This window comes from Enterobacter cloacae complex sp. ECC445, assembly GCF_021892025.1.
In the GTDB taxonomy this organism is placed as follows: Bacteria; Pseudomonadota; Gammaproteobacteria; order Enterobacterales; family Enterobacteriaceae; genus Enterobacter; species Enterobacter chengduensis.
Genome location: NZ_JAKLRZ010000001.1, coordinates 101,540 through 127,510 on the forward strand (window position 1 = coordinate 101,540; position 25,971 = coordinate 127,510).

Genomic DNA, 25,971 nt, shown 5'->3' on the forward strand with positions numbered 1-25,971 from the left:
ACCATACTCTTTGCAATTTTGCCATTTACCCACTTCGTGATGGCAGAAACAGAAAGGTTTCAACAGGCCGATGCATTTACTGTAGCCGTATAAAAGCTCCCGGACGAGGCTTGCTTGCAGGGAGTCTCCCAAAACTGATTAGGGTTGACGGCAATGAAAACACGTAAAATTGGATTCGCAAATTATCTTGCTTACGGGTCAGGCGATTTCCTCGGGGCGGGTACCACCGCCCTGACGGCGGCCTGGCTTTTGTATTTTTATACCACCTTCTGTGGACTCTCACCTATCGAAGCAACGTTCATCTTTGCCGCGGCAAGGGTGCTGGATGCCCTGGTGAGCCCGTTAATGGGCTTTTTGACCGATAACTTTGGTACAACCTGGCTCGGCAAGCGTTTTGGCCGCCGCAAGTTCTTTATCCTGCTGGGTATTCCGTGTGTGTTCAGCTACTCGCTGATGTGGGTAGGGGACATGAGCTTCTGGTACTACCTGCTGACCTACCTGGTGTTTGATATTGTCTACACGATGATTCTGGTGCCATACGAAACGCTGGTGCCGGAAATGACCGATGACTTCAAACAGAAGACCAAGTTTTCCGGGGCGCGCATTTCTATGGCGCAGATGTCCGCCATTCTGGCCTCCTTCCTGCCGGGCATCCTGCTAACCCAATTCGGCAAAGACAACGCGGTTTCCTTCTTTTACGCAAGCCTGGTCTTCTCCGTGCTGTGCGCGCTGATGCTGACCTTTGTCTGGTGCTTCACCTGGGAACGCCCGAGAGAGGAGTGGTCTGAGGCGGCGCTGCGTGCCGAAGAAGAGAAGAAGAAGCTGACGCTGGGCCAGAGCCTGAACCGTCTGTTCGTGGAGCTGAGCTCTACGCTGCGGATTAAGATTTTCCGCCAGCATCTGGGCATGTACCTCGGCGGCTATATTGCGCAGGACGTCTTTAATGCGGTCTTCACCTACTACGTGGTGTTTGTGCTGATGCAGGAAGCGTCAATGGCGTCCAACCTGCTGGGCACGATGGCTATCTTCCAGTTCCTTGCGGTTATCGCCATGATCCCGCTGTGTATCCGCTTTGGGCCTGCGCCGTCCTACCGCATGGTGGTGGTGCTGTTTGGCCTGGCCTCTCTCTCATACGCCATGCTCTATTATGCCGGCCTGAGCGACGTCTATGCTCTGCTGTTGCTGATCTCTGCGATAGCGGGCCTGGGGCGCGGCGGCATCAACTACGTACCATGGAATACCTACACCTACATTGCCGATGTGGATGAAGTGATCACCGGCCAGCGCCGCGAAGGGATCTTCGCCGGCATCATGACCCTGACCCGTAAGGCATCTCAGGCCGGTGCGGTGATGCTGGTGGGCATTGTGATGCAGTTATCCGGCTTTGTTAGCGGTCAGAAAGTCCAGCCAGCGGAAGTGAGCCACACCATTCTGATGATCCTCAGCGTGGGCACCATCCTGGTGCTGCTCTGCGGCTTCCTCGTTTCCCTGCGCTTCAAACTTAATCTGCAGACCCACAGCACGCTGCGCGAGGAGACCGCCAAAATGCGCGAGTCTGACCGTGCGATACCCGAAGCTGCCACGCCGCAAGCCCGTGCCACCGTGGAGATGCTGGCCGGTATGCCCTATGAGTCACTGTGGGGCAACAACAACATCGGTTATCTGAATCGCAATAAGCCCGCGGCGCCTTCGCTGAAGGATCGCGCGGTACTGAATTCGACATACAACAGAGGTTAAGAAGATGAAAGTTTGGCCTGTCAAACATAGCCCGTTATTGCGTCAGCCAGAGCGTTTTATCGCCAGGGACGAGCTGAAATCGTTGATTCAGAGCGTGACGCATAATCTGGTGAATATCCACGACAAAACGGGCGAGTTTTTGCTGCGGCTGGACGACGGGCGCGTGATCGACACCAAAGGCTGGGCCGGATGGGAGTGGACGCACGGCGTCGGCCTTTACGGTATCTGGCAGTATTACTGCCAGACCGGCGACAAGGGTATGCGCGACATCATCGACGGCTGGTTCGCGGACCGGTTTGCGGAAGGGGCGACCACCAAGAACGTGAATACCATGTCGCCGTTCCTGACGCTAGCCTATCGCTATGAAGAGAGCCGAAACCCGGCCTGGCTGCCGTGGCTGGAAAGCTGGGCGGAATGGGCGATGAATGAGATGCCGCGTACGGAGCACGGCGGCATGCAGCATATCACCCTGGCGGAAGAGAACCATCAGCAGATGTGGGATGACACGCTGATGATGACGGTGCTGCCGCTGGCGAAAATCGGCAAGCTGCTCAACAAACCGGAGTACGTTGAAGAGGCGGTGTATCAGTTCCTGCTGCACGTGCAGAACCTGATGGACCGGGAGACCGGGCTGTGGTTCCACGGCTGGAATTACGACGGCAACCATAACTTTGCGCGTGCCCGCTGGGCGCGCGGCAACAGCTGGCTGACCATCGTCATTCCGGACTTCCTTGAGCTGGTCGATCTGCCCGAGAGCAACGCCGTGCATCGTTATCTGGTGCAGGTGCTTAATGCGCAGATTGCGGCGCTGGCGAAATGCCAGGACGAGAGCGGGTTGTGGCACACGCTGCTCGACGATCCAAATTCTTATCTTGAGGCGTCCGCTACGGCAGGGTTTGCCTACGGCATTCTGAAAGCGGTGCGTAAGCGCTATGTTAGTCAACAGTATGCTGACGTTGCGGAAAAGGCGATTCGCGGCATCGTAAAAAATATCTCGCCGGAAGGGGAGTTACTGCAAACGTCGTTCGGTACGGGGATGGGCAGCAATCTGGCGTTCTATCGCCAGATCCCGCTGACGTCGATGCCGTACGGACAGGCGATGGCGATACTGTGTCTGACGGAGTATTTGCGGAAATACTTCTGAACCTGTGGATATCCCCGGCGGCGCTGCGCTTACCGGGGCTACAAAATAAAACCCGGCGTTTGCCGGGTTTTTTGTATTACATACGTTCTACGGTTTCGATACCCAGGGTATCCAGACCCAGCTTCAGGGTCTTCGCCGTCAGCTGCGCCAGCTTCAGGCGGCTGTGACGGACCGATTCATTCTCCGCAGAGAGAATAGGGCAGTGCTCGTAGAAGCCGGAGAACAGACCTGCCAGATCGTACAGGTATGCACACATTACGTGCGGCGTGCCGTCACGCGCAACCACCGTCAGCGTCTCTTCGAACTGCAGCAGACGGGCAGCCAGCTGCGCTTCACGATCTTCCGTGATGGTCACGGTGGCATTCGCCAGCACGCTTTCATCGATATTGGCTTTACGGAATACCGAGAGCACGCGGGTGTAGGCGTACTGCATGTACGGTGCCGTGTTGCCTTCAAACGCCAGCATGTTGTCCCAGTCGAAGATATAGTCGGTGGTGCGGTTCTTGGAGAGATCCGCGTATTTCACCGCACCGATACCCACGGCGTTGGCCAGCTTTTCCAGCTCGTCGGCAGGCATGTCCGGGTTCTTCTCGGCCACCAGACGACGGGCGCGTTCCAGCGCTTCGTCCAGCAGATCGGAAAGCTTCACGGTCCCGCCCGCGCGGGTTTTGAACGGCTTGCCGTCTTTACCCAGCATCATGCCGAACATGTGGTGTTCCAGCGGAACGCTGTCCGGCACGTAGCCCGCTTTACGCACGATGGTCCACGCCTGCATCAGGTGCTGGTGCTGACGGGAGTCGATGTAGTACAGCACGCGGTCGGCATGCAGCGTCTCGTAACGGTATTTCGCACAGGCGATATCGGTGGTGGTGTAGAGGTAGCCGCCATCCTTTTTCTGGACGATCACGCCCATCGGTTCACCTTCCTTGTTTTTGTACTCATCAAGGAACACAACCGTTGCGCCTTCGCTCTCAACCGCCAGGTTTTTCGCTTTCAGGTCCGCCACAATGCCCGGCAGCATTGGGTTGTACAGGCTTTCACCCATCACGTCGTCACGGGTCAGGGTGACGTTGAGGCGGTTATAGGTGAGCTGGTTCTGAGACATGGTGATGTCGACCAGCTTGCGCCACATCTCGAGGAAGTATTGGTCGCCGCCCTGCAGTTTTACCACGTAGCTGCGCGCGCGCTCGGCGAAGGCTTCGTCTTCGTCGTAGTGTTTTTTGGCTTCGCGATAGAACCCTTCCAGGTCCGCCAGCGCCATTTCGCCCGCGTTTTCCTGCTGCTGTTTTTCCAGGTAAGCAATCAGCATGCCGAACTGGGTACCCCAGTCGCCCACGTGGTTCGCGCGGATCACCTTGTGACCGAGGAACTCGAGCGTGCGCACCGCGGCGTCACCGATGATGGTGGAGCGCAGGTGGCCAACGTGCATCTCTTTCGCCACGTTCGGCGCAGAGTAGTCGATCACCACGGTCTGTGCTTCCGGCTGGGAAACGCCCAGACGGTCAGACTTCAGCGCCGCGTCAACGTGGCTTGCCAGGAATGCAGGCTCAAGGAAAATGTTGATAAAGCCCGGACCGGCGATTTCGGTTTTGCTGGCAATGCCGGAAAGATCCAGATGCGTCAGTACCTGCTCAGCGAGCTGTCGCGGCGGCATGCCCAGTTTTTTAGCCACTGCCATCACGCCATTAGCCTGATAGTCGCCAAACTGTACTTTTGCTGACTGACGAACCTGCGGTTCGCAATCCGCAGGCGCACCTGCGGCAATCAGTGCCTGACTGACTTTTTCGGAGAGAAGAGCCTGAATATTCACCTGGATACCTTACTTTTTTGATGCGGGCTCACAACCACCCGCGCCAGTTAGAGAATTTAGGGCGGGAGTATACTGCAAATGCCTTCTGGCGTCAGCATCGCGGGGCCTGAAGATTGCTCAGAATCCAGGCGGTGAAGGTGTGCATAATCATGCAGTCGCAAAAAGCCGGATTCAGCGGTTGGTCAAAACAGGTCAACAGAGTAAATTAGCGGCTTTGCGACACGAAAAGAGAGTGAATTATGGCGAACTGGCAATCCATTGACGAACTGCATGATATTTCCGCAGATTTACCGCGCTTCACCCAGGCGTTCACAGAACTTGCCACCCGTCTGGGTCTGGATATCGCACCGCTTGAGGCCGATCACATCTCTTTGCGCTGTCATCAGAATGCCACCGCCGAGCGCTGGCGTCGCGGGTTCGAGCAGTGCGGCGAGTTGCTGTCCGAGAACATGATTAATGGTCGCCCCATCTGCCTGTTTAAACTGCGCGAGCCGGTGAACGTAGCCCACTGGCAATTCACCGTGGTGGAACTGCCGTGGCCGGGCGAAAAGCGCTATCCGCACGAAGGCTGGGAACATATCGAAATTGTCCTGCCGGGTGAGCCGGAGACGCTGAACGCGCGCGCGCTGGCCCTGCTGTCTGACGACGGCTTAAGCAAGCCGGGGATTTTCGTGAAGACCAGCTCTCCCAAAGGCGAGCGCGAGCGGTTACCTAACCCGACGCTGGCCGTCACGGACGGGCAGGTCACGGTGAAGTTTCATCCGTGGACCATTGAGCAGATCGTTGCCAGTGAAGCGTAAGAGATGTGAGTTCGCGCGGGGAATGAAAGCGGACCGCGTGTCATGATGGTGCGTTTAGTGGGATTTCAGGAGGATTAAATGGCGCTGCTGGAGATTTGTTGTTACAGCGTGGAGTGTGCCGTGACCGCGCAAGAACGCGGGGCTGACCGTATAGAACTGTGCGCGGCACCCAAAGAGGGCGGGCTGACGCCTTCTTACGGCGTGCTGAGGGCCGCCCGTCAGGCCGTCACGATCCCCGTTCACCCGATTATTCGCCCGCGCGGCGGTGATTTTTGTTACACGGCGGGCGAGTTTGGTGCCATGCTTGATGATATCGCGCTCGTTCGGGATCTGGGGTTCCCGGGCCTGGTGACCGGCCTGCTGAATGAAGACGGCAATATCGATATACCGCGCATGCGTCAGATTATGAGTGCCGCGCAGGGGCTGGCCGTCACTTTTCATCGCGCATTTGATATGTGTAAAGATCCGCTTCAGGCCTTTGATACGCTTGGAGAACTTGGCGTAGCGCGCGTTCTGACATCGGGTCAACAGGCGTCCGCTGAAAAAGGACTGCAATTAATTACGGAACTAAAAGCACATTCCGGTGTTCCAATAATAATGGCGGGTGCGGGAGTCCGCGCCAGCAATCTGGAACGGTTTTTAAACGCAGGGGTAGAGGAGCTGCACAGCTCCGCGGGTAAATGGATACCTTCACTTATGCGTTATCGCAATACAGGGTTGTCAATGTCGACGGATGCTGAAGCGGATGAGTATTCATGCTACGGCGTAGAGGGAGAGTCGGTTGCGGAAATGAAGTCGCTGATTGAGCGCTATCACGTGTAGCAACGTACCGATTTTTACCGCGCATCATGTCGCCCAATATGATGCTTGCTTGTACCAGGCCCCTGCAAATTACACAGGGGCCTTTTTTTCTCCTTCATATTTCAAGCCGCAGCCGCGTTGGCCGCCTCGCTCACCCCGGTCACTTACTGATGTAAGCTCCCGGGGATTCGCTGCGTTGCCGCCTTGCTGCAACTTGAACTATTTTGGAGAAAACGAGTTGAGAGTAGGCCGGGTAAGGCGTAGCCGCCACCCGGCAAAAGGCTACGGCTTGGTCGCAATCAACACCGCACGCATCGGGGCCGGATAGCCTTCGATGGTTTTGCTGTGGTCCGCCGGGTCGAGGAACTGCTCCAGCGATTCGGTGATCATCCAGTCGGTGCGGCGCTGCTCCTCGAGTGACGTCACGCTGACGTCGGCAATCCGCACGTCCACAAAGCCGCACTTCTCCAGCCAGTTCTTCAATGCCAGCGCGGAAGGGATGAAGTAAACGTTACGCATCTGCGCGTAGCGATCGCCCGGCACCAGTACGGCGTGTTCATCGCCCTCAATCACCAGCGTTTCCAGCACCAGCTCGCCGCCGCTGACCAGCTGATCCTTCAGTTGCCACAGATGCTCAAGCGGGGAGCGACGATGATACAGCACGCCCATGGAGAAGACGGTATCAAACGCTTTCAGAGCCGGGAGCTGTTCAATGCCCAGCGGGAGCAGGTGCGCGCGCTGGTCGTTACCCAGCAGCTTACGCACCGCTTCAAACTGGCACAGGAACAGCTGCATCGGGTCGATACCCACCGCCAGATGCGCGCCCGCGCCAATCATGCGCCACATGTGGTAACCGCTGCCGCAGCCCACGTCCAGAATGGTGCGACCGGTCAAATCGGACAGATGAGGCAGAACGCGATCCCATTTCCAGTCCGAGCGCCATTCGGTGTTGATATTCACCCCGTAGAGCGAGAACGGCCCTTTGCGCCACGGCATCAGGTTGCGCATCAGCGTTTCGATGCGGTTAATCTGCCCTGCCGGGAGCGGTGCTTCACTCTCGGCGGTGACGCTGTGCAGAAGATCCAGACGATGCGGGGTCAACTCCGGCAGATACTCCACCGCATTTGACCACTGCTTTAACAGGCCGTGCTGCTGATCGCGCTGCCAGGCGGCAATCTGCGCGGGCAGGGTTTCCAGCCAGTGGGAGAGGTGGTTTTTGGCAATCAGCTGATAGAAGTTGCTGAATTCGATCATGCCGGTTCCCCCGCCTTCAGCGCCACCAGAGAGCCAAAGTTAAAGCACTGGAACCACAGCTCGCTGTGCTCAAACCCGGCTTTGCTCAGGCGCGCCTTGTGGGTTTCGACGGAATCCGTCAGCATCACGTTTTCGAGCATGCTGCGCTTCTGGCTGATCTCCAGCTCGCTGTAGCCGTTCGCCCGCTTGAAGTCGTGGTGCATATTGAACAGCAGTTCGCCAACCTCGGCATCTTCGAAGCTGAATTTCTCTGAAAGCACCAGCGCGCCGCCGGGATTCAGCCCCTGATAAATTTTGTCCAGCAGCAGCTGGCGGTCTTCCGGCACCAGGAACTGCAGGGTGAAATTCAGCACTACCATTGAGGCGTTGTGGATTTCGATCTCGCGGATATCACCTTCCACCACGTCCACCGGAACAGGGGCTTTATAGGCGTCAATATGGCGACGGCAGCGTTCAACCATGGCCGGGGAGTTATCGACGGCAATGATTCGGCAGCCTTCGTGGTGAACGTTACGACGAACCGACAGCGTTGCCGCGCCGAGCGAGCAGCCCAGGTCATAGACCTGCGTGCCGGGTTGAACGAAGCGCTCAGCCAGCATGCCGATCATAGAGATAATATTAGAGTAACCGGGAACAGAGCGCTGGATCATATCCGGGAAGACTTCGGCTACCCGTTCATCGAAGGTCCAGTCGCCCAGGCTGGCGATAGGCGCGGAAAAAAGCGTGTCGCGATCTGACATAACGTAAAAATCCGGGAAAAATAAAGTGGCGTATTGTGCGCTAATGGAGGGAGAAAACCAACTCCCACGGCATATACCACAGGTTGGCCAGCACCATCAGCAAAAGCGAACACCAGGTCGCGCTCATGCCGGAACGACGCCAGCGGATTAAGCGGTGGTGAAAACCGTAATAATGCATCAGTCGGCCAGCAATAAGAAGCAGGCCACAAACGTGAACCATCCAGGTTTCTGCGCCATTCATCTCCATAAAAAGCAGCAGAATTAAGGCCGCGGGGATGTATTCGACCGCGTTGCCGTGAATGCGGATAGCGCTTTGCAGCTCTGAAAATCCGCCGTCACCGTAAGAGACGCGGTACAGCGTTCTGAGGCGCACAACATCAAATGAAAACTTAATCAGCAGTAATGCACCTAACACCGCATACAGCGCGCTGACCATACTAACTCCCTGTTTTTGGCAGATGGCACTTCACTATGATAGGGGGTGATATCAGAAAAGAGAAGATTGTTGTGGGATGGAGGGGGCGCTGCCCACGGACGGCACCGCGGCCTGCAAGGCCTGCCACAGAGCATCGACCAGTTCGGGTGCCTGGGCGATATCCGGCGTGTGCAAAAAGAGATAGGGCGTAGTGGTGTGCTCCCACTTCGCTAATTTTTGCAGCCAGACGGCGAACATCGCCTGATTTTGCTGCATGTTGTCGCTGCCGATAAACCTGACCATCGGATTTTGCGCGGTGACGATGGCGTGGACCGGCACTTTCGGTTTTTTGCGTTGCGCATCCACAATCGCTTCACTGTGCGGGATTGCACCGTGGACGGGGCGACTGTCGAGAATGACGCGGTTGACCGCACGTTCCAGCAGGCCGCGGTTGAGCGCTATTTCTGCTTCACCTTTGGCAAAAAATTCAGCATGCCTGACCTCCACGCCGTAGGTAAACTCGCGGGGCAGGGCATCAAGAAACTGCCACAGGGCAGGCAGATCGCGTGGGCCAAACGTGGCGGGAAGCTGGAGCCAGTATTGCCCAATACGGTTCGCCAGCGGCGACATGCGCGTAAAGAACTCTTCGGTTAAATCTCCGCAGTTGCGCAGCGCGGCGTTGTGGGAGATAGTCGCCGGAAACTTAAAACAGAAGCGGAAATCGTCCGTCGTTTGCGCCCGCCAGCGCTCGACAATCTCGGCTTTGGGCAGCGCGTAAAGGGTGGTGTTGCCCTCGACGCAGTTGAAGTGTCGGGCATACTCCTCAAGGCTGGTGATGCCCAGGCGCACCCATTTCGGGTGCGACCACTGGGGTAACCCCACATACATCATAGCGCGCTGAGGATCTCGTCCGTGCTGCGCACGCGACCGATGCGCGGGAAGATATGGGTCATGCTGCCCTGGTGCTGTTCCGCGGAGGCCGCGCTGCAGGCATCTTCGGCAATCACCAGATTAAAGCCCAGCTCCCACGCGTTGCGGGCGGTAGACTCCACGCCGATGTTGGTGGAAATGCCGCACAGGATAATCGTGTCGATACCGCGACGGCGGAGCTGTAATTCCAGATCGGTTCCGTAGAAGGCGCCCCACTGGCGTTTCGTCACTTCGATGTCGATGTCGCGTTTACCCAGCGCGGCCGGGTACGTCCACCAGTTTTCCGGCAGGGCATGAGCAGGCGCCTGGGCATCAACGGGCTGCTTTAACGCTTCGGCGAAATCGGCAGACCAGCCGACGCGCACCATGACAACCGGCGCACCGCTGGCGCGACATGCTTGCGCCAGGCGAGCGGCGCGGCTAACCACGTCATCCGCGGCGTGCGGGCCACCCGCGAAGGGCAGAATGCCTTCCTGTAAATCAATGACGACAAGCGCGGTTTTACTGGCATCAAGTGTTAACATCGTTACTCCCGTTAAATGAATCACTTCCGGACACCATACGACGTGATGGCCTGTTGTTGATCGGATAATTTTGTTAATTTTTGTGAGAATACGCAATAAGCGTGCAGCAAACGAGCGTCAGAGCGCGCTTCACTCTTATCGTCCGGCGGAATTTCCAGTATAATAGCCGCCTTTTTTCATCCAGTTGTGACATACAGAAAGCTGCGACATAGTAGCCTGCATACCAGGCGACATTCAGCCTGCGGCTAATTAAGGGATATCTCATGCGTACAGAATATTGCGGGCAGCTGCGTCAGTCCCACGTCGGACAGCAGGTGACCCTGTGTGGTTGGGTCAATCGTCGTCGTGATCTTGGTAGCCTTATCTTCATCGATATGCGCGACCGCGAAGGTATCGTTCAGGTGTTCTTCGACCCGGATCGCGCAGATGCGTTGAAGCTGGCCTCTGAGCTGCGTAATGAGTTCTGCATCCAGGTCACCGGCACCGTGCGCGCGCGTGACGAGAAAAACGTTAATGCCGACATGGCGACGGGCGCCATTGAAGTGCTGGCGTCTGACCTGGTTATCATCAACCGTGCAGAAGCGCTGCCGCTGGACTCCAACCACGTCAACACCGAAGAAGCGCGTCTGAAATACCGCTACCTGGATCTGCGTCGCCCGGAAATGGCTCAGCGCCTGAAAACCCGTGCGAAAATCACCAGCCTGGTGCGTCGCTTTATGGATGACCACGGTTTCCTCGACATCGAAACCCCGATGCTGACCAAAGCCACGCCGGAAGGCGCGCGCGATTACCTGGTCCCATCCCGCGTCCATAAAGGCAAATTCTACGCGCTGCCGCAGTCTCCACAGCTGTTCAAACAGCTGCTGATGATGTCCGGCTTCGATCGCTACTATCAAATCGTTAAGTGCTTCCGCGACGAAGACCTGCGCGCTGACCGTCAGCCAGAATTTACCCAGATCGATGTGGAAACCTCCTTCATGACCGCCGAGCAGGTGCGTGAGGTGATGGAAGCGCTGGTGCGCAGCCTGTGGAACGACGTGAAAGGCGTTGAGCTGGGCGATTTCCCGATCATGACCTTCGCTGAAGCGGAACGCCGCTACGGCTCCGACAAGCCAGACCTGCGCAACCCGATGGAGCTGGTGGACGTGGCAGACCTGGTGAAAGCCGTTGAGTTTGCCGTATTCGCGGGCCCGGCTAACGATCCGAAAGGCCGCGTGGCGGCCCTGCGCGTGCCGGGCGGTGCAGCCCTGAGCCGCAAGCAGATCGACGACTACGGCAACTTCATCAAGATCTACGGCGCGAAAGGTCTGGCCTATATTAAAGTGACCGAACGCGCGAAAGGTCTGGAAGGCATTACCAGCCCGGTTGCGAAATTCCTGAACGCAGAGATCGTGGAAGCCATCCTTGAGCGCACCGGCGCACAGGACGGCGACATGATCTTCTTCGGCGCAGACAACAAGAAGGTCATTGCCGACGCGATGGGCGCGCTGCGTCTGAAGCTGGGCAAAGACCTGAGCCTGACCGACGAAACCAAATGGGCGCCGCTGTGGGTTATCGACTTCCCGATGTTTGAAGACGACGGCGAAGGCGGCCTGACCGCGATGCACCACCCGTTCACCTCGCCAAAAGAGATGACGGCGGCAGAGCTGAAAGCGTCTCCGGAAGATGCGGTTGCGAATGCTTACGACATGGTGATCAACGGCTACGAAGTGGGCGGCGGTTCCGTGCGTATTCACAGCGGTGAAATGCAGCAGACCGTGTTCGGCATCCTGGGCATCAACGAGCAGGAGCAGCGCGAGAAGTTCGGCTTCCTGCTGGACGCCCTGAAATACGGTACGCCGCCGCACGCGGGTCTGGCGTTCGGTCTTGACCGTCTGACCATGCTGCTGACCGGCACCGATAACATCCGTGACGTTATCGCCTTCCCGAAAACCACTGCCGCAGCGTGTCTGATGACCGAAGCGCCAAGCTTTGCCAACCCGGCCGCGCTGGCCGAGCTGGGCATCGAAGTGGTGAAGAAGGAAGAGAAAAACTGATATGACATATAAGCTCCCCGTTTCGGTCCTGGTGGTCATTTATGCAGAAGACACGAAGCGGGTGCTGATGTTGCAGCGGCGCGATGACCCTGAATTCTGGCAGTCGGTTACCGGCAGTCTGGAAGAGGGGGAGACCGCGCCTCAGGCCGCCGCGCGTGAAGTAAAGGAAGAGGTCGCCATTGACGTTGCCCGCGAGCAACTGACCCTGAAGGACTGTCAGCGCACGGTGGAGTTTGAAATTTTTAGCCATTTACGTCATCGCTACGCGCCGGGTACCGAGCGCAATACGGAGTCGTGGTTCTGTCTCGCGCTCCCCCATGAACGGGAGATCGTGTTTACCGAACACCTGACCTACCGCTGGGTGAATGCGGCGGACGCCGCCGCACTGACCAAGTCGTGGAGCAACCGGCAGGCGATTGAAGAATTTGTAATTAACGCTGCCTGAGAAGGCGCGATTTTTGGAGAACTTTTTATGGCAGGTCATAGTAAGTGGGCCAACACCAAACACCGTAAAGCGGCACAGGATGCCAAACGCGGTAAGATCTTTACTAAAATCATTCGTGAGCTGGTAACAGCGGCACGTCTGGGCGGCGGCGATCCTGCCTCTAACCCGCGTCTGCGCGCGGCGGTGGATAAAGCGCTGTCTAACAACATGACGCGTGACACCCTGAACCGCGCCATCGCACGTGGCGTGGGCGGTGATGAAGACGCGAACATGGAAACCATCATTTATGAAGGTTACGGCCCTGGCGGTACGGCGGTGATGGTGGAGTGTCTGTCCGACAACCGTAACCGTACCGTTGCCGAAGTGCGTCACGCATTCACCAAAACCGGCGGCAACCTGGGTACAGACGGTTCCGTGGCTTACCTGTTCAGCAAAAAAGGCGTTATCTCCTTCGAGAAAGGCGACGAAGATGCGATCATGGAAGCCGCGCTGGAAGCCGGTGCTGAAGACGTCGTGACCTTCGACGACGGTGCAATCGACGTCTACACCGCGTGGGAAGAGATGGGTGCCGTGCGCGATGCGCTGGAAGCGGCTGGCCTGAAAGCGGACAACGCTGAAGTGTCTATGATCCCGTCCACCAAAGCGGACATGGATGCGGAAACCGCACCAAAACTGCTGCGTCTGATCGACATGCTCGAAGACTGCGACGACGTGCAGGAAGTGTACCACAACGGTGAAATCTCTGATGAGGTTGCAGCGACTCTCTGATGAGAGCGTGTAAATCCGTTACAGGAGACGCGTGATGTCGATTATTCTCGGGATTGACCCAGGCTCACGCGTCACCGGTTATGGCGTTATCCGTCAGGTGGGACGCCAGTTAACCTACCTGGGCAGCGGCTGTATTCGCACGAAAGTGGACGATCTGCCGTCGCGCCTGAAGCTCATCTATGCGGGCGTGTCGGAAATCATCACCCAGTTTCAGCCGGACTATTTCGCCATCGAGCAGGTCTTTATGGCGAAAAACGCCGATTCGGCGCTAAAGCTCGGTCAGGCGCGCGGCGTTGCCATCGTCGCTGCGGTGAACCAGGATTTGCCGGTATTTGAATACGCGGCAAGGCAGGTCAAGCAAACGGTGGTGGGCATTGGTAGCGCGGAAAAAAGCCAGGTGCAGCATATGGTGCGCACCTTGCTGAAGCTGCCCGCGAACCCGCAGGCGGACGCCGCCGACGCGCTGGCGATTGCGATTACCCACTGTCACGTCAGCCAGAACGCGATGCAAATGAGCGAGTCGCGGCTCAATCTGGCGCGAGGCAGGTTACGATAATCAGAAATCAGGCTGGATAAACATCCAGCCTTTTTTTATTATGTCGAAGTCAAAACATTTCCAGAACGCAGGAGCGTCACGTGATAGGCAGACTCAGAGGCATCATCATTGAAAAACAACCCCCGTTAGTGCTGCTGGAAGTGGGTGGCGTGGGCTATGAAGTCCATATGCCGATGACCTGTTTCTACGAGCTGCCGGACGCGGGCAAAGAGGCGATTGTCTTTACCCAGTTTGTGGTGCGCGAAGATGCTCAGCTGCTGTACGGCTTCAATAACAAGCAGGAACGCACCCTGTTCCGCGAGCTGATTAAAACCAACGGCGTGGGGCCGAAGCTGGCGCTGGCGATTCTATCCGGCATGTCCGCGCCTCAGTTCGTGAATGCCGTTGAGCGTGAAGATCCTGCGGCGCTGATTAAGCTTCCGGGCATCGGCAAGAAAACGGCAGAACGCCTGATTGTCGAGATGAAGGACCGCTTTAAAGGTCTGCATGGGGACCTGTTCACCCCGGCGGCCGATCTGGTGCTGACCTCGCCAGGCGCGCCTGCAACGGATGACGACGCCGAGCAGGAAGCGGTTGCCGCGCTGGTGGCGCTGGGCTATAAACCTCAGGAGGCCAGCCGTATGGTGAGCAAAATTGCCAAACCGGACGCCAGCAGTGAAACCCTGATTCGTGAAGCGCTGCGCGCTGCATTGTGAGGTAAAGGATGATTGAAGCAGACCGCCTGGTTTCGGCAGGCACTGTTCAGGCAGAGGACGTGGTGGATCGCGCGATTCGCCCAAAGCTGCTTGATGAGTATATCGGCCAGCCGCAGGTTCGTTCCCAGATGGAGATTTTCATCCAGGCGGCAAAGCTGCGCGGCGATGCGCTCGATCACCTGCTGATTTTTGGCCCGCCGGGCTTAGGCAAAACCACCCTGGCAAATATCGTGGCCAATGAAATGGGCGTGAACCTGCGCACGACCTCCGGTCCGGTGCTGGAGAAGGCGGGCGATTTGGCGGCGATGCTGACCAACCTCGAACCCCACGACGTGCTGTTTATCGATGAGATCCACCGCCTGTCACCGGTGGTGGAGGAAGTGCTTTATCCGGCGATGGAAGATTACCAGCTGGATATCATGATCGGTGAAGGGCCGGCCGCGCGTTCCATCAAAATCGATCTGCCACCGTTTACCCTGATTGGCGCAACGACGCGAGCCGGATCGCTGACCTCTCCGCTGCGCGACCGTTTCGGTATCGTGCAGCGCCTCGAGTTTTACCAGGTGGCGGACCTCCAGCACATCGTTGGCCGCAGCGCCCGCTATATGGGGCTGGAAATGAGCGAAGAGGGCGCGTTTGAAGTGGCGAAGCGTTCCCGCGGTACGCCGCGTATCGCCAACCGCCTGCTGCGCCGCGTGCGCGACTTTGCTGAGGTGAAGCACAACGGTTCGATTTCCGCCGACATCGCCGCCCAGGCGCTGGATATGCTTAACGTCGATGCCGAAGGCTTTGACTATATGGACCGCAAGCTGCTGTTAGCGGTGCTGGACAAGTTCTTTGGTGGCCCGGTCGGGCTGGATAACCTGGCGGCGGCAATTGGGGAAGAGCGTGAGACGATTGAGGACGTGCTGGAGCCGTATCTGATCCAACAGGGCTTCCTGCAGCGTACCCCACGTGGCCGTATGGCAACGGTGCGGGCGTGGAATCATTTCGGCATTACGCCACCGGCAATGCCGTAATGATGGGCAGGCGGGATGTTAAATTCCGCCTGCGACGCTGACCGATTATTCACCGCATCCGAATTATCATCCCTATTATTTTGGATATAATTATCCTTCATTTCATTTGAGATAATTTGCTCATTTCTTCTACGATGAATTTATAGCGACACCCATGCTATATATTCATCACCTCATCAGGAATGACAAAATGAAATTAATGAAGGTTATCTCTATAGCCGCTCTGACTATGGCAGCAATATCTGGCGTAGCGAATGCCGCTATTTCCCCAACTCAGATATGGCACATGGTAGATCAAAAGCTTGAAAATACCAGTAATGGACGGAAATTATGTATGACTGGCGTCGCTTTCGAGCAGGCGACGATGGAAGTATGCGGTTCTAAGCCAGATACGCAGAATATGCGTGAGCCCAATTTCGCCATGAATGGGGCACTGATGCTGGAGGCATATCCAGATTATGCTTACGCACCATTAAGCGGTAAAATTTATATACGCGAATATGATCCCATTGCGAGTCATTGGGACCATGTTAACGGACAGCTGAAAAAAGTCGACGCAGATGGTGTTCTCAAGTGTCTTGATATTGAAGGCGGTATAAACGTCCCTGGTGCCAAACTGCATTTAGCAACGTGTACCAATTAATAAAATAAGCACCGATAGTTTCTTCGGTGCTTATTTGCTTAAGCGCCCAGCCTGGACACACTCCTGCGGGCGTAAGTCCCGGCATGCGCCGATCGCAGCACATGAAGCGATGCACCACCCTCTATAGCGGTGGTCATCTCTGATTCAGGCATTCGGTTGTTTTTTCATCATGCTGAAAATAAACAGCACCGCCGCACTGAGCACCACTGACGGCCCGGCAGGCGTGTCGTAGAACGCCGAGAAGGTTAACCCACCCGTTACCGCAATCATCCCGATAATCACAGCCACACCGGCCATCTGCTCCGGCGTGCGGGCAAAACGACGCGCCGTGGCGGCGGGGATGATCAGCAGCGAAGTAATAATCAGCGCCCCGACGAACTTCATCGCGACACCAATGGTTAACGCCGTCACCAGCATCAGCAGCAGCTTAACCCGCTGCAGCTTCACGCCGTCGACAAACGCCAGGTCGGGGCTGACGGTCATCGCCAGCAGGTTACGCCACTGCCAGAGCAGAATACCGAGTACCACCAGTACGCCAATGGCGATGGAAATTAAATCGTCCGGCGTCACGGCCAGCAGGTCACCGAAGAGGTAGGCCATCAGATCCACGCGGATGTTCGACATCAGACTGACCACAACAAGGCCCAGCGACAGGGCACTGTGCGCCATAATGCCAAGCAGCGTATCAATGGCGAGGTGAGGGCGCTTTTCCAGCCAGACCAGACCGGCCGCCAGCAGCAGCGTGACCACAATCACCGCGTAAAAAGGGTTCACATCCAGCAGCAGGCCAAACGCCACGCCCAGCAGCGACGCGTGCGCCAGGGTATCGCCGAAGTAAGACATTCTGCGCCATACCACAAACGAGCCGAGCGGGCCCGCGGCGCAGGCAAGCATAATCCCGGCCAGCCAGCCGGGCAGTAACAGTTCAATCATGAGTGTCCGTTTCCCCGACGCAGTACGATTCGTCCCTGCAAATCATGGCGATGATTATGATGGTGGCGGTAAATGCCGAGCTGCTCAGCGCCGCGAGGGCCGAACATGGAGATAAATTCCGGGTGCATTGATACCACTTCTGGCGTGCCGGAGCAGCAGATATGGTGGTTGAGGCACAGCACTTCGTCGGTTTTGGCCATCACCAGGTGCAGATCGTGAGACACCATCAGCACTGCGCAATCAAGCTCGCGACGCAGCTGGTCGATCAGGTCATAAAGCGCAACCTGACCATTCACATCCACACCCTGAGTCGGCTCATCCAGCACCAGCAGCTGCGGGCTGCTCAGCAGGGCGCGGGCAAGCAAAACGCGCTGCGTTTCACCGCCGGACAGTTTTTGCAGCGGGGCATCAACAAGGTGGCCCGCCTGCACGCGCTTCAGCGCCGGGAGAATATCGGCCTTCCGCGTGCCGGGGCGCAGGCGCAGGAAACGGCTGACCGTCAGTGGCAGCGTGGCGTCGAGGTGAAGTTTTTGCGGCACATAGCCGATACGCAATTTTTCCTCGCGCCTGATCGCGCCCCGATCGGGGGCGACCAGGCCCAGCACCACGCGCACCAGGGTGGATTTGCCCGCGCCATTGGGACCGAGCAGCGTCAGAATTTTGCCGGGCTTCAGATCGAGCGACACGTCAGAGAGGACGCGGCGCTGGCCAAATGAGACCGAAATATTTTCGAGAGAAACCAATGTCGTCATGTCATTTTAAGCTTGAAGAAGTCAACGGATGTTATAATATCACATTTCACGCATTCACTACGATGATTAGTCGCATTATGTTACATAAAAATACGCTTCTTTTCGCAGCATTATCCGCTGCCCTTTGGGGGACAACCGCACAAGATGTTAACGCTGCGGTTGTCGCTTCGCTTAAACCACTCGGGTTCATCGCGTCGGCGATTGCTGACGGGGTAACGGAAACTCAGGTTCTGCTCCCGGATGGGGCATCCGAGCATGACTATTCCCTGCGTCCGTCAGACGTAAAGCGCTTACAAAACGCGGACTTAGTAGTATGGATTGGTCCAGAAATGGAAGCGTTCATGCAGAAGTCTGCAAAACAGGTTGCGGGCGAAAAGCAGGTTGCAATTGCCGACCTCCCCGGCGTGAAACCGCTGCTCATGAAAGGGGCGGATGACGACGGTGACGAACATGACCATCATGCCGCAGAGGGTGAAAAAGGTGATGGCGATCACCATCACGGCGAGTACAACATGCATCTTTGGTTATCCCCAGAGATAGCGCGGCTTTCAGCGGTTGCAATCCATGACAAATTAGTGGAACTTATGCCGCAAAGTCGAGCCAAGCTTGACGCCAACCTGAAGGATTTTGAGGCACAATTAGCCGCAACCGATAAGCAGGTAGGTAATGAGCTCGCACCGTTGAAAGGAAAAGGGTATTTCGTTTTTCATGACGCCTACGGCTACTACGAAAAACACTACGGTTTGACCCCGCTGGGGCACTTTACCGTCAACCCTGAAATTCAGCCTGGTGCGCAGCGTTTACATGAAATCAGAACACAGCTGGTTGAGCAAAAAGCGACATGCGTTTTTGCTGAGCCACAGTTCAGGCCAGCGGTCGTAGAAGCCGTGGCCAGGGGAACGTCCGTGCGCATGGGAACCCTTGACCCGCTAGGTACGAATATCCAGTTGAGCAAAGCGAGCTATTCGCAGTTCCTCAGCCAACTGGCGAACCAGTATGCGAGCTGCCTGAAAGGAGATTAACGAGGAAGTGAATACGTGCAACAGATAGCCCGCTCTGTCGCCCTGGCATTTAACAATCTGCCTCGACCCCACCGCGTTATGCTGGGGTCGCTTACAGTACTCACCTTAGCGGTCGCCGTCTGGCGGCCCTATGTTTACCACCCGAGTTCTGCCCCTATCATCAAAACCATCGAGCTTGAAAAGAGCGAAATCCGTTCTTTGCTGCCTGAAGCCAGTGAGCCTATCGACCAGGCGGCTCAGGAAGATGAAGCCATCCCGCAGGATGAACTGGACGATAAAACCGAGAACGAAGCGGGTATTCACGAATACGTGGTGTCTACCGGCGACACGCTGAGCAGCGTGCTGAACCAGTACGGCATCGACATGGGCAACATCAGCCAGCTGGCGGCGGCGGATAAAGATCTTCGTAACCTGAAAATTGGACAGCAGCTCTCCTGGACATTAACGGCCGATGGCGATCTCCAGCGTCTGACCTGGGAAATGTCCCGCCGCGAAACCCGCACCTACGATCGCACTGCAAACGGTTTCAAGATGACCAGCGAAATGCAGAAGGGCGACTGGGTGAACAACGTCCTGAAAGGTACCGTGGGCGCGAGCTTCGTCTCCAGCGCGCGCGATGCAGGCTTGACCAGCGGTGAAATCAGCTCGGTGATCAAAGCCATGCAGTGGCAGATGGATTTTCGCAAGCTGAAGAAGGGTGATGAGTTTTCCGTCCTGATGTCCCGCGAAATGCTGGACGGCAAGCGCGAGCAGAGCCAGCTGCTGGGCGTGCGTCTGCGCTCCGAGGGCAAAGATTACTACGCTATTCGTGCCGAAGACGGTAAGTTCTACGACCGCAGCGGTACGGGTCTTGCGAAAGGCTTCCTGCGCTTCCCGACGGCGAAACAGTTCCGCGTCTCCTCTAACTTTAACCCGCGTCGATTGAACCCGGTCACCGGGCGCGTCGCGCCGCACCGTGGCGTTGACTTCGCGATGCCGCAGGGTACACCGGTGCTGGCGGTAGGGGATGGCGAAGTGGTGGTGGCCAAACGGAGCGGAGCCGCCGGATACTATGTCGCGGTACGTCATGGCCGCACCTATACGACCCGCTATATGCACCTGCGTAAGCTGCTGGTCAAACCGGGCCAGAAGGTGAAGCGGGGCGACCGTATCGCGATCTCCGGCAATACCGGACGCTCTACCGGCCCGCACCTGCACTATGAAGTGTGGATCAACCAGCAGGCGGTAAACCCGCTGACGGCGAAACTGCCGCGCACCGAAGGCCTGACGGGTAAAGATCGTACTGATTATCTGGCCCAGGTGAAAGAGGTGATTCCGCAGCTGAGCCTGAACTAAGCCCTCTGTTTTTGTTAACAAAGCCGGCGCACACTGACGCCGGCTTTTTCTTTTGTGCGTGGACGGCTGCCTCGCTACACTATCTGAATAAAATTTTGCGTCATCAGACCCTGGATCCAGCATGGAAACCAAAAAAAACAATATTGAATACATTCCTGAGTTTGAAAAATCCTTCCGCCATCCGCGAAACTGGGGCGCCTGGCTTGGTGTCTATGCCTTTGCGGGGATGGCGTTGCTGCCTGCTTCCGTCCGCGATCCCGTTCTGGGGAAAATTGGCCGTCTGGCCGGACGCTTAGGCAAAAGCGCCCGCCGTCGCGCGCAGATCAACCTCTACTACTGTTTTCCTGAGAAAAGCGACGCCGAGCGCGAGGCAATCATCGATGAGATGTATACCACCGCGCCGCAGGCCATGGCGATGATGGCGGAGCTGGCGCTGAAGGGGCCGGATAAAATCGTCGATCGCGTTGACTGGAAGGGGCTGGACATTATCGAGGAGATGCGCCGCAATGACGAGAAAGTCATTTTCCTTGTCCCCCACGGCTGGGGGGTGGATATTCCGGCGATGCTGATGGCGTCTCAGGGTCAGAAAATGGCGGCGATGTTCCATAACCAGGGAAATAAAATCTACGATTTTGTCTGGAATACGGTCCGTCGTCGTTTTGGCGGACGCTTGCATGCGCGTAACGACGGCATTAAGCCCTTTATTCAGTCGGTTCGTCAGGGGTACTGGGGCTACTATCTGCCGGATCAGGACCACGGCCCCGAGCACAGCGAGTTTGTCGACTTCTTTGCGACCTATAAAGCGACGCTTCCCGCGATTGGCCGTCTGATGAAAGTCTGCCGTGCCCGCGTGATCCCGCTATTCCCGGTCTATGACGGCAAAACGCATCGCCTGAGTATTGAGGTTCGTCCGCCGATGGACGATCTGCTCACCGCGGATGACAATACCATCGCGCGTCGCATGAACGAAGAGGTGGAGATTCTGGTGGGGCCGCATGCTGAACAGTACACGTGGATACTGAAGCTGCTTAAAACGCGCAAACCGGGTGAAACAGAGCCCTATAAACGCAAAGAGCTTTATCCGCGGAAATAAAAAAAGCCCTCTCCAGATGGAGAGGGCTTTTTAACACGAGCGTTATTATTCGACGGTCATGACGCGGGTGGTGTTGGTTGAGCCGATGGTGCTCATCACATCGCCCTGGGTCACGATGACGATATCACCGGACACCAGATAGCCTTTGTCGCGCAGCAGGTTTACGGCATCGTGCGCCGCGGCAACGCCGTCATTGGTGCTGTCGAAGTGAACCGGCGTCACGCCGCGGTACAGCGCCGTCAGGTTCAGGGTACGTTCGTGACGGGACATGGCAAAGATCGGCAGACCAGAGCTGATACGCGAGGTCATCAGCGCGGTGCGGCCGGATTCGGTCATGGTGATGATCGCGGTAACGCCTTTCAGATGGTTTGCCGCGTACATCGCAGACATCGCAATCGCTTCTTCCACGTTGTCGAACTGGATGTCCAGACGGTGTTTAGAGACGTTGATGCTTGGGATCTTTTCTGCGCCCAGGCAGACGCGCGCCATCGCGGCCACGGTTTCTGCCGGATACTGGCCCGCGGCGGTTTCTGCTGAGAGCATCACCGCATCGGTACCGTCCAGCACGGCGTTCGCCACGTCCATGACTTCTGCACGGGTTGGCATGGGGTTGGTGATCATCGATTCCATCATCTGAGTGGCGGTGATCACCGCGCGGTTCAGCTGACGCGCGCGACGAATCAGCGCTTTCTGGATGCCGACCAGCTCAGGGTCGCCAATCTCAACGCCCAGGTCACCACGCGCAACCATCACCACGTCAGAGGCGAGGATCACGTCGTCCATGGCATCCTGATCGCAAACGGCTTCCGCACGTTCAACTTTGGCGACGATTTTGGTATCGCAGCCCGCATCGCGCGCCAGGCGACGGGCATAGTTCAGGTCTTCGCCGCAGCGCGGGAAGGAGACGGCCAGGTAGTCAACGCCAATCTGTGCGGCAGTCACGATGTCCGCTTTGTCTTTATCGGTAAGCGCTTCGGCAGAGAGACCGCCACCCAGCTTGTTGATGCCCTTATTGTTGGAGAGCGGGCCGCCGACGGTGACTTCGGTGAACACTTTCATGCCCTGAACTTCCAGCACCTTCAGCTGCACGCGACCGTCGTCGAGCAGCAGGATATCGCCAGGCACCACGTCGGCCGGCAGGCCTTTATAGTCAATGCCGACTTTCTCTTTATCGCCTTCGCCTTTGCCCAGGTTGGCATCGAGCAGGAATTTGTCGCCGATATTGAGGAAAACTTTCCCCTCTTTAAAGGTCGATACGCGGATTTTTGGACCCTGCAAATCGCCGAGGATAGCCACGTGGCGGCCCAGTTTTGCTGCGATTTCACGCACTTTGTCGGCACGTAATTTGTGGTCTTCTGGCGTACCGTGAGAGAAGTTCATGCGCACCACGTTGGCGCCGGCGGCGATAATTTTCTCAAGATTGTTATCGCGATCGGTGGCCGGGCCTAAGGTGGTTACGATCTTGGTTCTGCGAAGCCTTCTGGACATGTAATACTCCGTTGACTGAAACAACTTTGGTGTTGCGTGAACAATGAATCGGCCTTCATCTGCTGCAAGGCAGCGGAGAGTGGGCCGAATGCCGTAAATCGTTACATCGTAATTATTGGTTACGTCTTCGTTATCAACTATCAGGGAACATCGCTCTTTATAAGCAATTCTTTATCAAAACGCGATTCCTTCAGCGCTTCCTTGACCCGCTTCAAGTTATCCCGGAATTTTGCGCCCCGACGTAAGGTAAAACCGGTCGCCAGCACGTCAATGACGGTGAGCTGCGCCAGTCGGGACACCATCGGCATATAAATGTCGGTGTCTTCCGGCACGTCGAGAGTGATCGCCAACGTCGCCTCCCGCGCCAGCGGCGTGCCTGCCGTGGTGAGGGCGATCACCATGGCATCGTTTTCACGGGCTAGCTGGGCCAGCTCGACCTGACTCTTGGTGCGGCCGGTATGCGAAATCAGCACCACGACGTCATCTTCACTGCAATTCATACAGCTCATGCGTTGCAGGACAATGTCATCGGAATAAATCACCGGAACGTTAAAGCGGAAAAATTTATTCATAGCGTCATGCGCCACGGCGGCCGACGACCCGAGACCAAAGAACGCAATCCGCTTGGCCTGGGTGAGTAAATCCACCGCGCGATTCACGGAACTCATGTCCAGAGACTGACGGACGTGGTCAAGCGAAGCCATTGCCGATTCAAAAATTTTCGCGGTATAGGCATCAACGCTGTCGTCTTCATCCACATTACGATTAACATAAGGGGTGCCGTTAGCCAGACTTTGTGCCAGATGCAGTTTAAAATCAGGAAAGCCGCGCGTTTCCAGGCTGCGACAAAAGCGATTGACGGTCGGTTCGCTCACACCCGCTTCCTGTGCCAGAGCGGCGATGCTTGAATGAATCGCCTGAGCGGGGGAGGCGAGAATGACCTCGGCCACTTTTCGCTCGGATTTGCTAAGGTGTTCCAGTTGAAACTGGATTTTTTCCAGCATGTTCATGTTAACAGGACGCTCATGGGTGTAAACGATTTCATAAATTGATGAAATCCTGATTCGATTTAGCCGATATTACCCTTGTGGCTTCCATAAAGGGTAATATTCGACAAGATAATGTTGTTGTTTTTTTTCATAACTTGATCGGTGTCGGGTTTTGCTGTGACCCTGTTGCGCAAAGAAACGACGGTTGTTGCGTCATTGTCCCGTCGTAATCACCCAAAGGGTGAAAAATCGCGGTATCGCACGCGACGATAAGCGCTAATGGTTTCGGGAATGACGTAAAAGCAGTACAGTGCATTGTAATAAAATTACAACGATACCTGGCAGAAGTACCAGGTGATCCAACTGAGGAGAATGACATGGCGGTAACGCAAACAGCCCAGGCATGTGACCTGGTCATTTTCGGCGCGAAAGGCGATCTTGCACGCCGAAAATTGCTGCCTTCCCTGTATCAACTGGAGAAAGCGGGCCAAATTCACCCGGATACCCGTATCCTGGGCGTAGGGCGCGCCGACTGGGACAAGGACGCTTATACCAAAGTCGTCCGCGAGGCGCTCGAAACTTTCATGAAGGAAAAAATTGATGAAAGTTTGTGGGATACCCTGAGCGGACGTCTCGATTTCTGCAACCTGGACGTCAATGACGTCAGCGCGTTTAGCCGCCTGGGCGCGATGCTGGATCAGAAAAACCGTGTCACCATTAACTATTTCGCCATGCCGCCAAGCACCTTCGGCGCCATCTGCAAAGGTCTCGGCGAAGCCAAACTGAACGCCAAACCGGCGCGCGTTGTGATGGAGAAGCCGCTGGGTACTTCCCTTGCAACCTCGCGTGAAATTAACGACCAGGTGGGCGAGTTCTTTGAAGAGTGCCAGGTCTACCGTATCGACCACTATCTCGGTAAAGAGACGGTGCTGAACCTGCTGGCGCTGCGTTTTGCGAATTCACTGTTTGTGAATAACTGGGACAACCGCACTATCGACCACGTGGAAATCACCGTGGCGGAAGAGGTGGGAATTGAAGGTCGCTGGGGTTACTTTGACCAGGCCGGTCAGATGCGCGACATGATCCAGAACCACCTGCTGCAGATTCTGTGCATGATTGCCATGTCTCCACCGTCAGATTTAACGGCGGACAGCATCCGCGACGCCAAAGTGAAGGTGCTGAAGTCGCTGCGCCGCATCGACCGCTCTAACGTGCGCGAGAAGACCGTCCGCGGTCAGTACACCGCCGGGTTTGCGCAGGGCAAAAAAGTGCCTGGCTACCTGGAAGAAGAGGGCGCGAACAAGTCCAGCAACACCGAGACGTTCGTGGCGATCCGCGTGGATATCGACGACTGGCGCTGGGCGGGCGTGCCGTTCTACCTGCGCACCGGTAAACGTCTGCCGACCAAATGTTCCGAAGTTGTCGTCTACTTCAAAAACCCGGAACTGAACCTGTTCAAAGAGTCCTGGCAGGAGCTGCCGCAGAACAAGCTGACCATTCGTCTGCAGCCGGACGAGGGCGTGGATATCCAGATCCTGAACAAAGTGCCGGGCCTGGATCATAAACACAACCTGCAGACCACCAAGCTGGATCTGAGCTACTCCGAAACCTTCAACCAGACGCACCTGGCCGATGCTTACGAGCGTCTGCTGCTGGAAACCATGCGCGGTATTCAGGCGCTGTTCGTGCGCCGCGATGAGGTGGAAGAGGCGTGGAAGTGGGTCGACTCCATCACCGAAGCCTGGGCTGCCGATCAGGATGCGCCAAAACCGTATCAGGCGGGCACCTGGGGGCCGGTCGCGTCGGTGGCAATGATCACCCGCGATGGCCGCTCCTGGAACGAGTTTGAGTAAGATAATCCGCTAGCTCGAAAGTGTTATTTTACCGGTAACATGATCTAACACAGCTCGTGGCACAATTTTCAACTTTTAAGCTCCGCGTGGATTCACCCGCGGAGCTTTTTTTATTACACTGCCGGAAGTGATTTTGCCCCTGAGCTCCGGACAGCAAGCGTTTCAGCGTTGTTAACAACTGCCAGCGAC

The 25,971-nt window shown here is 56.6% G+C and carries 25 protein-coding genes; 15 read left to right on the forward strand and 10 right to left on the reverse strand.

The window, feature by feature from the left end; all coding sequences use genetic code 11:
• Positions 1–153: 153 nt before the first annotated feature.
• Together L6R44_RS00515 and bglB are read left to right on the forward strand one after the other, a co-directional pair.
• Complete coding sequence (locus L6R44_RS00515; RefSeq protein WP_032641330.1) at positions 154–1,737, forward strand: MFS transporter; 1,584 nt, start codon at positions 154–156, stop codon at positions 1,735–1,737.
• Between the two features lie 4 nt (positions 1,738–1,741).
• Complete coding sequence (gene bglB / locus L6R44_RS00520; RefSeq protein WP_032641328.1) at positions 1,742–2,881, forward strand: beta-galactosidase BglB; 1,140 nt, start codon at positions 1,742–1,744, stop codon at positions 2,879–2,881.
• A gap of 76 nt (positions 2,882–2,957) precedes the next feature.
• Here bglB and argS read toward each other — a convergent pair whose 3' ends face one another.
• The gene (argS, locus tag L6R44_RS00525; RefSeq protein WP_237422895.1) at positions 2,958–4,691 is read right to left on the reverse strand and encodes an arginine--tRNA ligase; all 1,734 of its coding nucleotides are present in this window, start codon (positions 4,689–4,691) and stop codon (positions 2,958–2,960) included.
• A 239-nt stretch (positions 4,692–4,930) separates the two neighbouring features.
• Here argS and L6R44_RS00530 point away from each other — a divergent pair, with 239 nt between their 5' ends.
• Complete coding sequence (locus L6R44_RS00530) at positions 4,931–5,491, forward strand: VOC family protein (protein WP_032641324.1); 561 nt, start codon at positions 4,931–4,933, stop codon at positions 5,489–5,491.
• A 78-nt stretch (positions 5,492–5,569) separates the two neighbouring features.
• Positions 5,570–6,313 carry a copper homeostasis protein CutC gene (cutC, locus tag L6R44_RS00535; protein ID WP_237422896.1) on the forward strand — a complete coding sequence of 248 codons (744 nt, stop codon included), beginning with the start codon at positions 5,570–5,572 and terminating at the stop codon, positions 6,311–6,313.
• A gap of 261 nt (positions 6,314–6,574) precedes the next feature.
• On the opposite strand, the gene cmoB is transcribed toward cutC, so the two are convergent.
• Genes cmoB through L6R44_RS00560 form a run of 5 tightly spaced genes read right to left on the reverse strand, consistent with a single transcriptional unit; the run spans position 6,575 to position 10,155 of the window.
• Positions 6,575–7,546, reverse strand: coding sequence for a tRNA 5-methoxyuridine(34)/uridine 5-oxyacetic acid(34) synthase CmoB (gene cmoB / locus L6R44_RS00540; protein ID WP_014884327.1), 972 nt, complete (start codon positions 7,544–7,546; stop codon positions 6,575–6,577).
• On the reverse strand, positions 7,543–8,286 hold the full coding sequence (gene cmoA / locus L6R44_RS00545; RefSeq protein ID WP_032641316.1) for a carboxy-S-adenosyl-L-methionine synthase CmoA: 744 nt from the start codon (positions 8,284–8,286) through the stop codon (positions 7,543–7,545). The genes cmoB and cmoA overlap by 4 nt, the downstream gene beginning before the upstream one ends.
• Before the next feature lie 40 nt (positions 8,287–8,326).
• A complete protein-coding gene (locus tag L6R44_RS00550) occupies positions 8,327–8,722 on the reverse strand; it encodes an MAPEG family protein (protein WP_237422897.1) in 396 nt (131 codons plus the stop codon).
• Positions 8,723–8,773: 51 nt separating this feature from the next.
• Complete coding sequence (locus L6R44_RS00555; RefSeq protein ID WP_032641312.1) at positions 8,774–9,592, reverse strand: DUF72 domain-containing protein; 819 nt, start codon at positions 9,590–9,592, stop codon at positions 8,774–8,776.
• A complete protein-coding gene (locus L6R44_RS00560; RefSeq protein WP_237422898.1) occupies positions 9,589–10,155 on the reverse strand; it encodes a hydrolase in 567 nt (188 codons plus the stop codon). Before L6R44_RS00560 ends, L6R44_RS00555 begins: the two co-directional genes overlap by 4 nt.
• A gap of 263 nt (positions 10,156–10,418) precedes the next feature.
• Between L6R44_RS00560 and aspS the strand changes: the two genes are divergently transcribed.
• The 7 genes from aspS (at position 10,419) to L6R44_RS00595 (ending at position 16,317) form a co-directional block, all read left to right on the forward strand.
• Entirely contained in the window at positions 10,419–12,191 is a 1,773-nt protein-coding gene (aspS, locus tag L6R44_RS00565) for an aspartate--tRNA ligase (protein WP_237422899.1), read from the forward strand.
• 1 nt (position 12,192) lies between these two features.
• Positions 12,193–12,636 (forward strand): dihydroneopterin triphosphate diphosphatase, encoded by a 444-nt coding sequence (gene nudB / locus L6R44_RS00570; RefSeq protein WP_008500446.1) that lies wholly within the window; start codon positions 12,193–12,195, stop codon positions 12,634–12,636.
• 27 nt (positions 12,637–12,663) lie between these two features.
• Complete coding sequence (locus tag L6R44_RS00575) at positions 12,664–13,404, forward strand: YebC/PmpR family DNA-binding transcriptional regulator (protein WP_008500447.1); 741 nt, start codon at positions 12,664–12,666, stop codon at positions 13,402–13,404.
• 34 nt (positions 13,405–13,438) lie between these two features.
• Positions 13,439–13,960, forward strand: coding sequence for a crossover junction endodeoxyribonuclease RuvC (gene ruvC / locus L6R44_RS00580; protein WP_003859749.1), 522 nt, complete (start codon positions 13,439–13,441; stop codon positions 13,958–13,960).
• An 80-nt stretch (positions 13,961–14,040) separates the two neighbouring features.
• Positions 14,041–14,655 carry a Holliday junction branch migration protein RuvA gene (gene ruvA, locus L6R44_RS00585; protein ID WP_023617042.1) on the forward strand — a complete coding sequence of 205 codons (615 nt, stop codon included), beginning with the start codon at positions 14,041–14,043 and terminating at the stop codon, positions 14,653–14,655.
• An 8-nt stretch (positions 14,656–14,663) separates the two neighbouring features.
• Positions 14,664–15,674: a Holliday junction branch migration DNA helicase RuvB gene (gene ruvB, locus L6R44_RS00590; RefSeq protein WP_032641304.1), complete on the forward strand. Its 1,011-nt coding sequence runs from the start codon at positions 14,664–14,666 to the stop codon at positions 15,672–15,674.
• A 190-nt stretch (positions 15,675–15,864) separates the two neighbouring features.
• The gene (locus L6R44_RS00595; protein WP_237422900.1) at positions 15,865–16,317 is read left to right on the forward strand and encodes a hypothetical protein; all 453 of its coding nucleotides are present in this window, start codon (positions 15,865–15,867) and stop codon (positions 16,315–16,317) included.
• Positions 16,318–16,461: 144 nt separating this feature from the next.
• Here the strand turns inward: L6R44_RS00595 and znuB are convergent, their stop codons facing one another.
• Positions 16,462–17,250 (reverse strand): zinc ABC transporter permease subunit ZnuB, encoded by a 789-nt coding sequence (gene znuB / locus L6R44_RS00600; RefSeq protein WP_237422901.1) that lies wholly within the window; start codon positions 17,248–17,250, stop codon positions 16,462–16,464.
• Positions 17,247–18,002 carry a zinc ABC transporter ATP-binding protein ZnuC gene (znuC, locus tag L6R44_RS00605; RefSeq protein WP_032641298.1) on the reverse strand — a complete coding sequence of 252 codons (756 nt, stop codon included), beginning with the start codon at positions 18,000–18,002 and terminating at the stop codon, positions 17,247–17,249. Before znuC ends, znuB begins: the two co-directional genes overlap by 4 nt.
• Positions 18,003–18,079: 77 nt before the next feature.
• Here znuC and znuA point away from each other — a divergent pair, with 77 nt between their 5' ends.
• The 3 genes from znuA (at position 18,080) to lpxM (ending at position 21,452) form a co-directional block, all read left to right on the forward strand.
• A complete protein-coding gene (znuA, locus tag L6R44_RS00610) occupies positions 18,080–19,024 on the forward strand; it encodes a zinc ABC transporter substrate-binding protein ZnuA (RefSeq protein WP_032642638.1) in 945 nt (314 codons plus the stop codon).
• Between the two features lie 15 nt (positions 19,025–19,039).
• Positions 19,040–20,359, forward strand: coding sequence for a murein DD-endopeptidase MepM (gene mepM / locus L6R44_RS00615; protein WP_032641296.1), 1,320 nt, complete (start codon positions 19,040–19,042; stop codon positions 20,357–20,359).
• A 121-nt stretch (positions 20,360–20,480) separates the two neighbouring features.
• Positions 20,481–21,452 carry a lauroyl-Kdo(2)-lipid IV(A) myristoyltransferase gene (lpxM, locus tag L6R44_RS00620; protein ID WP_032641293.1) on the forward strand — a complete coding sequence of 324 codons (972 nt, stop codon included), beginning with the start codon at positions 20,481–20,483 and terminating at the stop codon, positions 21,450–21,452.
• A gap of 45 nt (positions 21,453–21,497) precedes the next feature.
• Here lpxM and pyk read toward each other — a convergent pair whose 3' ends face one another.
• Positions 21,498–22,940 (reverse strand): pyruvate kinase, encoded by a 1,443-nt coding sequence (pyk, locus tag L6R44_RS00625; protein ID WP_237422902.1) that lies wholly within the window; start codon positions 22,938–22,940, stop codon positions 21,498–21,500.
• Positions 22,941–23,080: 140 nt separating this feature from the next.
• Positions 23,081–23,950 carry a MurR/RpiR family transcriptional regulator gene (locus L6R44_RS00630; RefSeq protein WP_023312229.1) on the reverse strand — a complete coding sequence of 290 codons (870 nt, stop codon included), beginning with the start codon at positions 23,948–23,950 and terminating at the stop codon, positions 23,081–23,083.
• A gap of 356 nt (positions 23,951–24,306) precedes the next feature.
• On the opposite strand from L6R44_RS00630, the gene zwf reads away from it, so the two are divergent.
• Entirely contained in the window at positions 24,307–25,782 is a 1,476-nt protein-coding gene (zwf, locus tag L6R44_RS00635) for a glucose-6-phosphate dehydrogenase (RefSeq protein ID WP_028013613.1), read from the forward strand.
• The last annotated feature ends 189 nt before the right edge of the window (positions 25,783–25,971 follow it).

Excerpts from the sequence above, each read along its gene's own strand:
- cutC (WP_237422896.1), top strand. The coding sequence starts at position 5,570 with ATGGCGCTGCTGGAGATTTGTTGTTACAGCGTGGAGTGTGCCGTGACC.
- znuC (WP_032641298.1), bottom strand. The coding sequence starts at position 18,002 with ATGACGACATTGGTTTCTCTCGAAAATATTTCGGTCTCATTTGGCCAG.
- L6R44_RS00575 (WP_008500447.1), top strand. The coding sequence starts at position 12,664 with ATGGCAGGTCATAGTAAGTGGGCCAACACCAAACACCGTAAAGCGGCA.
- ruvC (WP_003859749.1), top strand. The coding sequence starts at position 13,439 with ATGTCGATTATTCTCGGGATTGACCCAGGCTCACGCGTCACCGGTTAT.
- ruvB (WP_032641304.1), top strand. The coding sequence starts at position 14,664 with ATGATTGAAGCAGACCGCCTGGTTTCGGCAGGCACTGTTCAGGCAGAG.
- bglB (WP_032641328.1), top strand. The coding sequence starts at position 1,742 with ATGAAAGTTTGGCCTGTCAAACATAGCCCGTTATTGCGTCAGCCAGAG.
- L6R44_RS00555 (WP_032641312.1), bottom strand. The coding sequence starts at position 9,592 with ATGATGTATGTGGGGTTACCCCAGTGGTCGCACCCGAAATGGGTGCGC.
- cmoB (WP_014884327.1), bottom strand. The coding sequence starts at position 7,546 with ATGATCGAATTCAGCAACTTCTATCAGCTGATTGCCAAAAACCACCTC.
- L6R44_RS00630 (WP_023312229.1), bottom strand. The coding sequence starts at position 23,950 with ATGAACATGCTGGAAAAAATCCAGTTTCAACTGGAACACCTTAGCAAA.
- L6R44_RS00530 (WP_032641324.1), top strand. The coding sequence starts at position 4,931 with ATGGCGAACTGGCAATCCATTGACGAACTGCATGATATTTCCGCAGAT.
- aspS (WP_237422899.1), top strand. The coding sequence starts at position 10,419 with ATGCGTACAGAATATTGCGGGCAGCTGCGTCAGTCCCACGTCGGACAG.
- znuA (WP_032642638.1), top strand. The coding sequence starts at position 18,080 with ATGTTACATAAAAATACGCTTCTTTTCGCAGCATTATCCGCTGCCCTT.
- cmoA (WP_032641316.1), bottom strand. The coding sequence starts at position 8,286 with ATGTCAGATCGCGACACGCTTTTTTCCGCGCCTATCGCCAGCCTGGGC.
- L6R44_RS00515 (WP_032641330.1), top strand. The coding sequence starts at position 154 with ATGAAAACACGTAAAATTGGATTCGCAAATTATCTTGCTTACGGGTCA.
- lpxM (WP_032641293.1), top strand. The coding sequence starts at position 20,481 with ATGGAAACCAAAAAAAACAATATTGAATACATTCCTGAGTTTGAAAAA.
- L6R44_RS00560 (WP_237422898.1), bottom strand. The coding sequence starts at position 10,155 with ATGTTAACACTTGATGCCAGTAAAACCGCGCTTGTCGTCATTGATTTA.
- pyk (WP_237422902.1), bottom strand. The coding sequence starts at position 22,940 with ATGTCCAGAAGGCTTCGCAGAACCAAGATCGTAACCACCTTAGGCCCG.
- zwf (WP_028013613.1), top strand. The coding sequence starts at position 24,307 with ATGGCGGTAACGCAAACAGCCCAGGCATGTGACCTGGTCATTTTCGGC.
- L6R44_RS00595 (WP_237422900.1), top strand. The coding sequence starts at position 15,865 with ATGAAATTAATGAAGGTTATCTCTATAGCCGCTCTGACTATGGCAGCA.
- L6R44_RS00550 (WP_237422897.1), bottom strand. The coding sequence starts at position 8,722 with ATGGTCAGCGCGCTGTATGCGGTGTTAGGTGCATTACTGCTGATTAAG.
- nudB (WP_008500446.1), top strand. The coding sequence starts at position 12,193 with ATGACATATAAGCTCCCCGTTTCGGTCCTGGTGGTCATTTATGCAGAA.
- znuB (WP_237422901.1), bottom strand. The coding sequence starts at position 17,250 with ATGATTGAACTGTTACTGCCCGGCTGGCTGGCCGGGATTATGCTTGCC.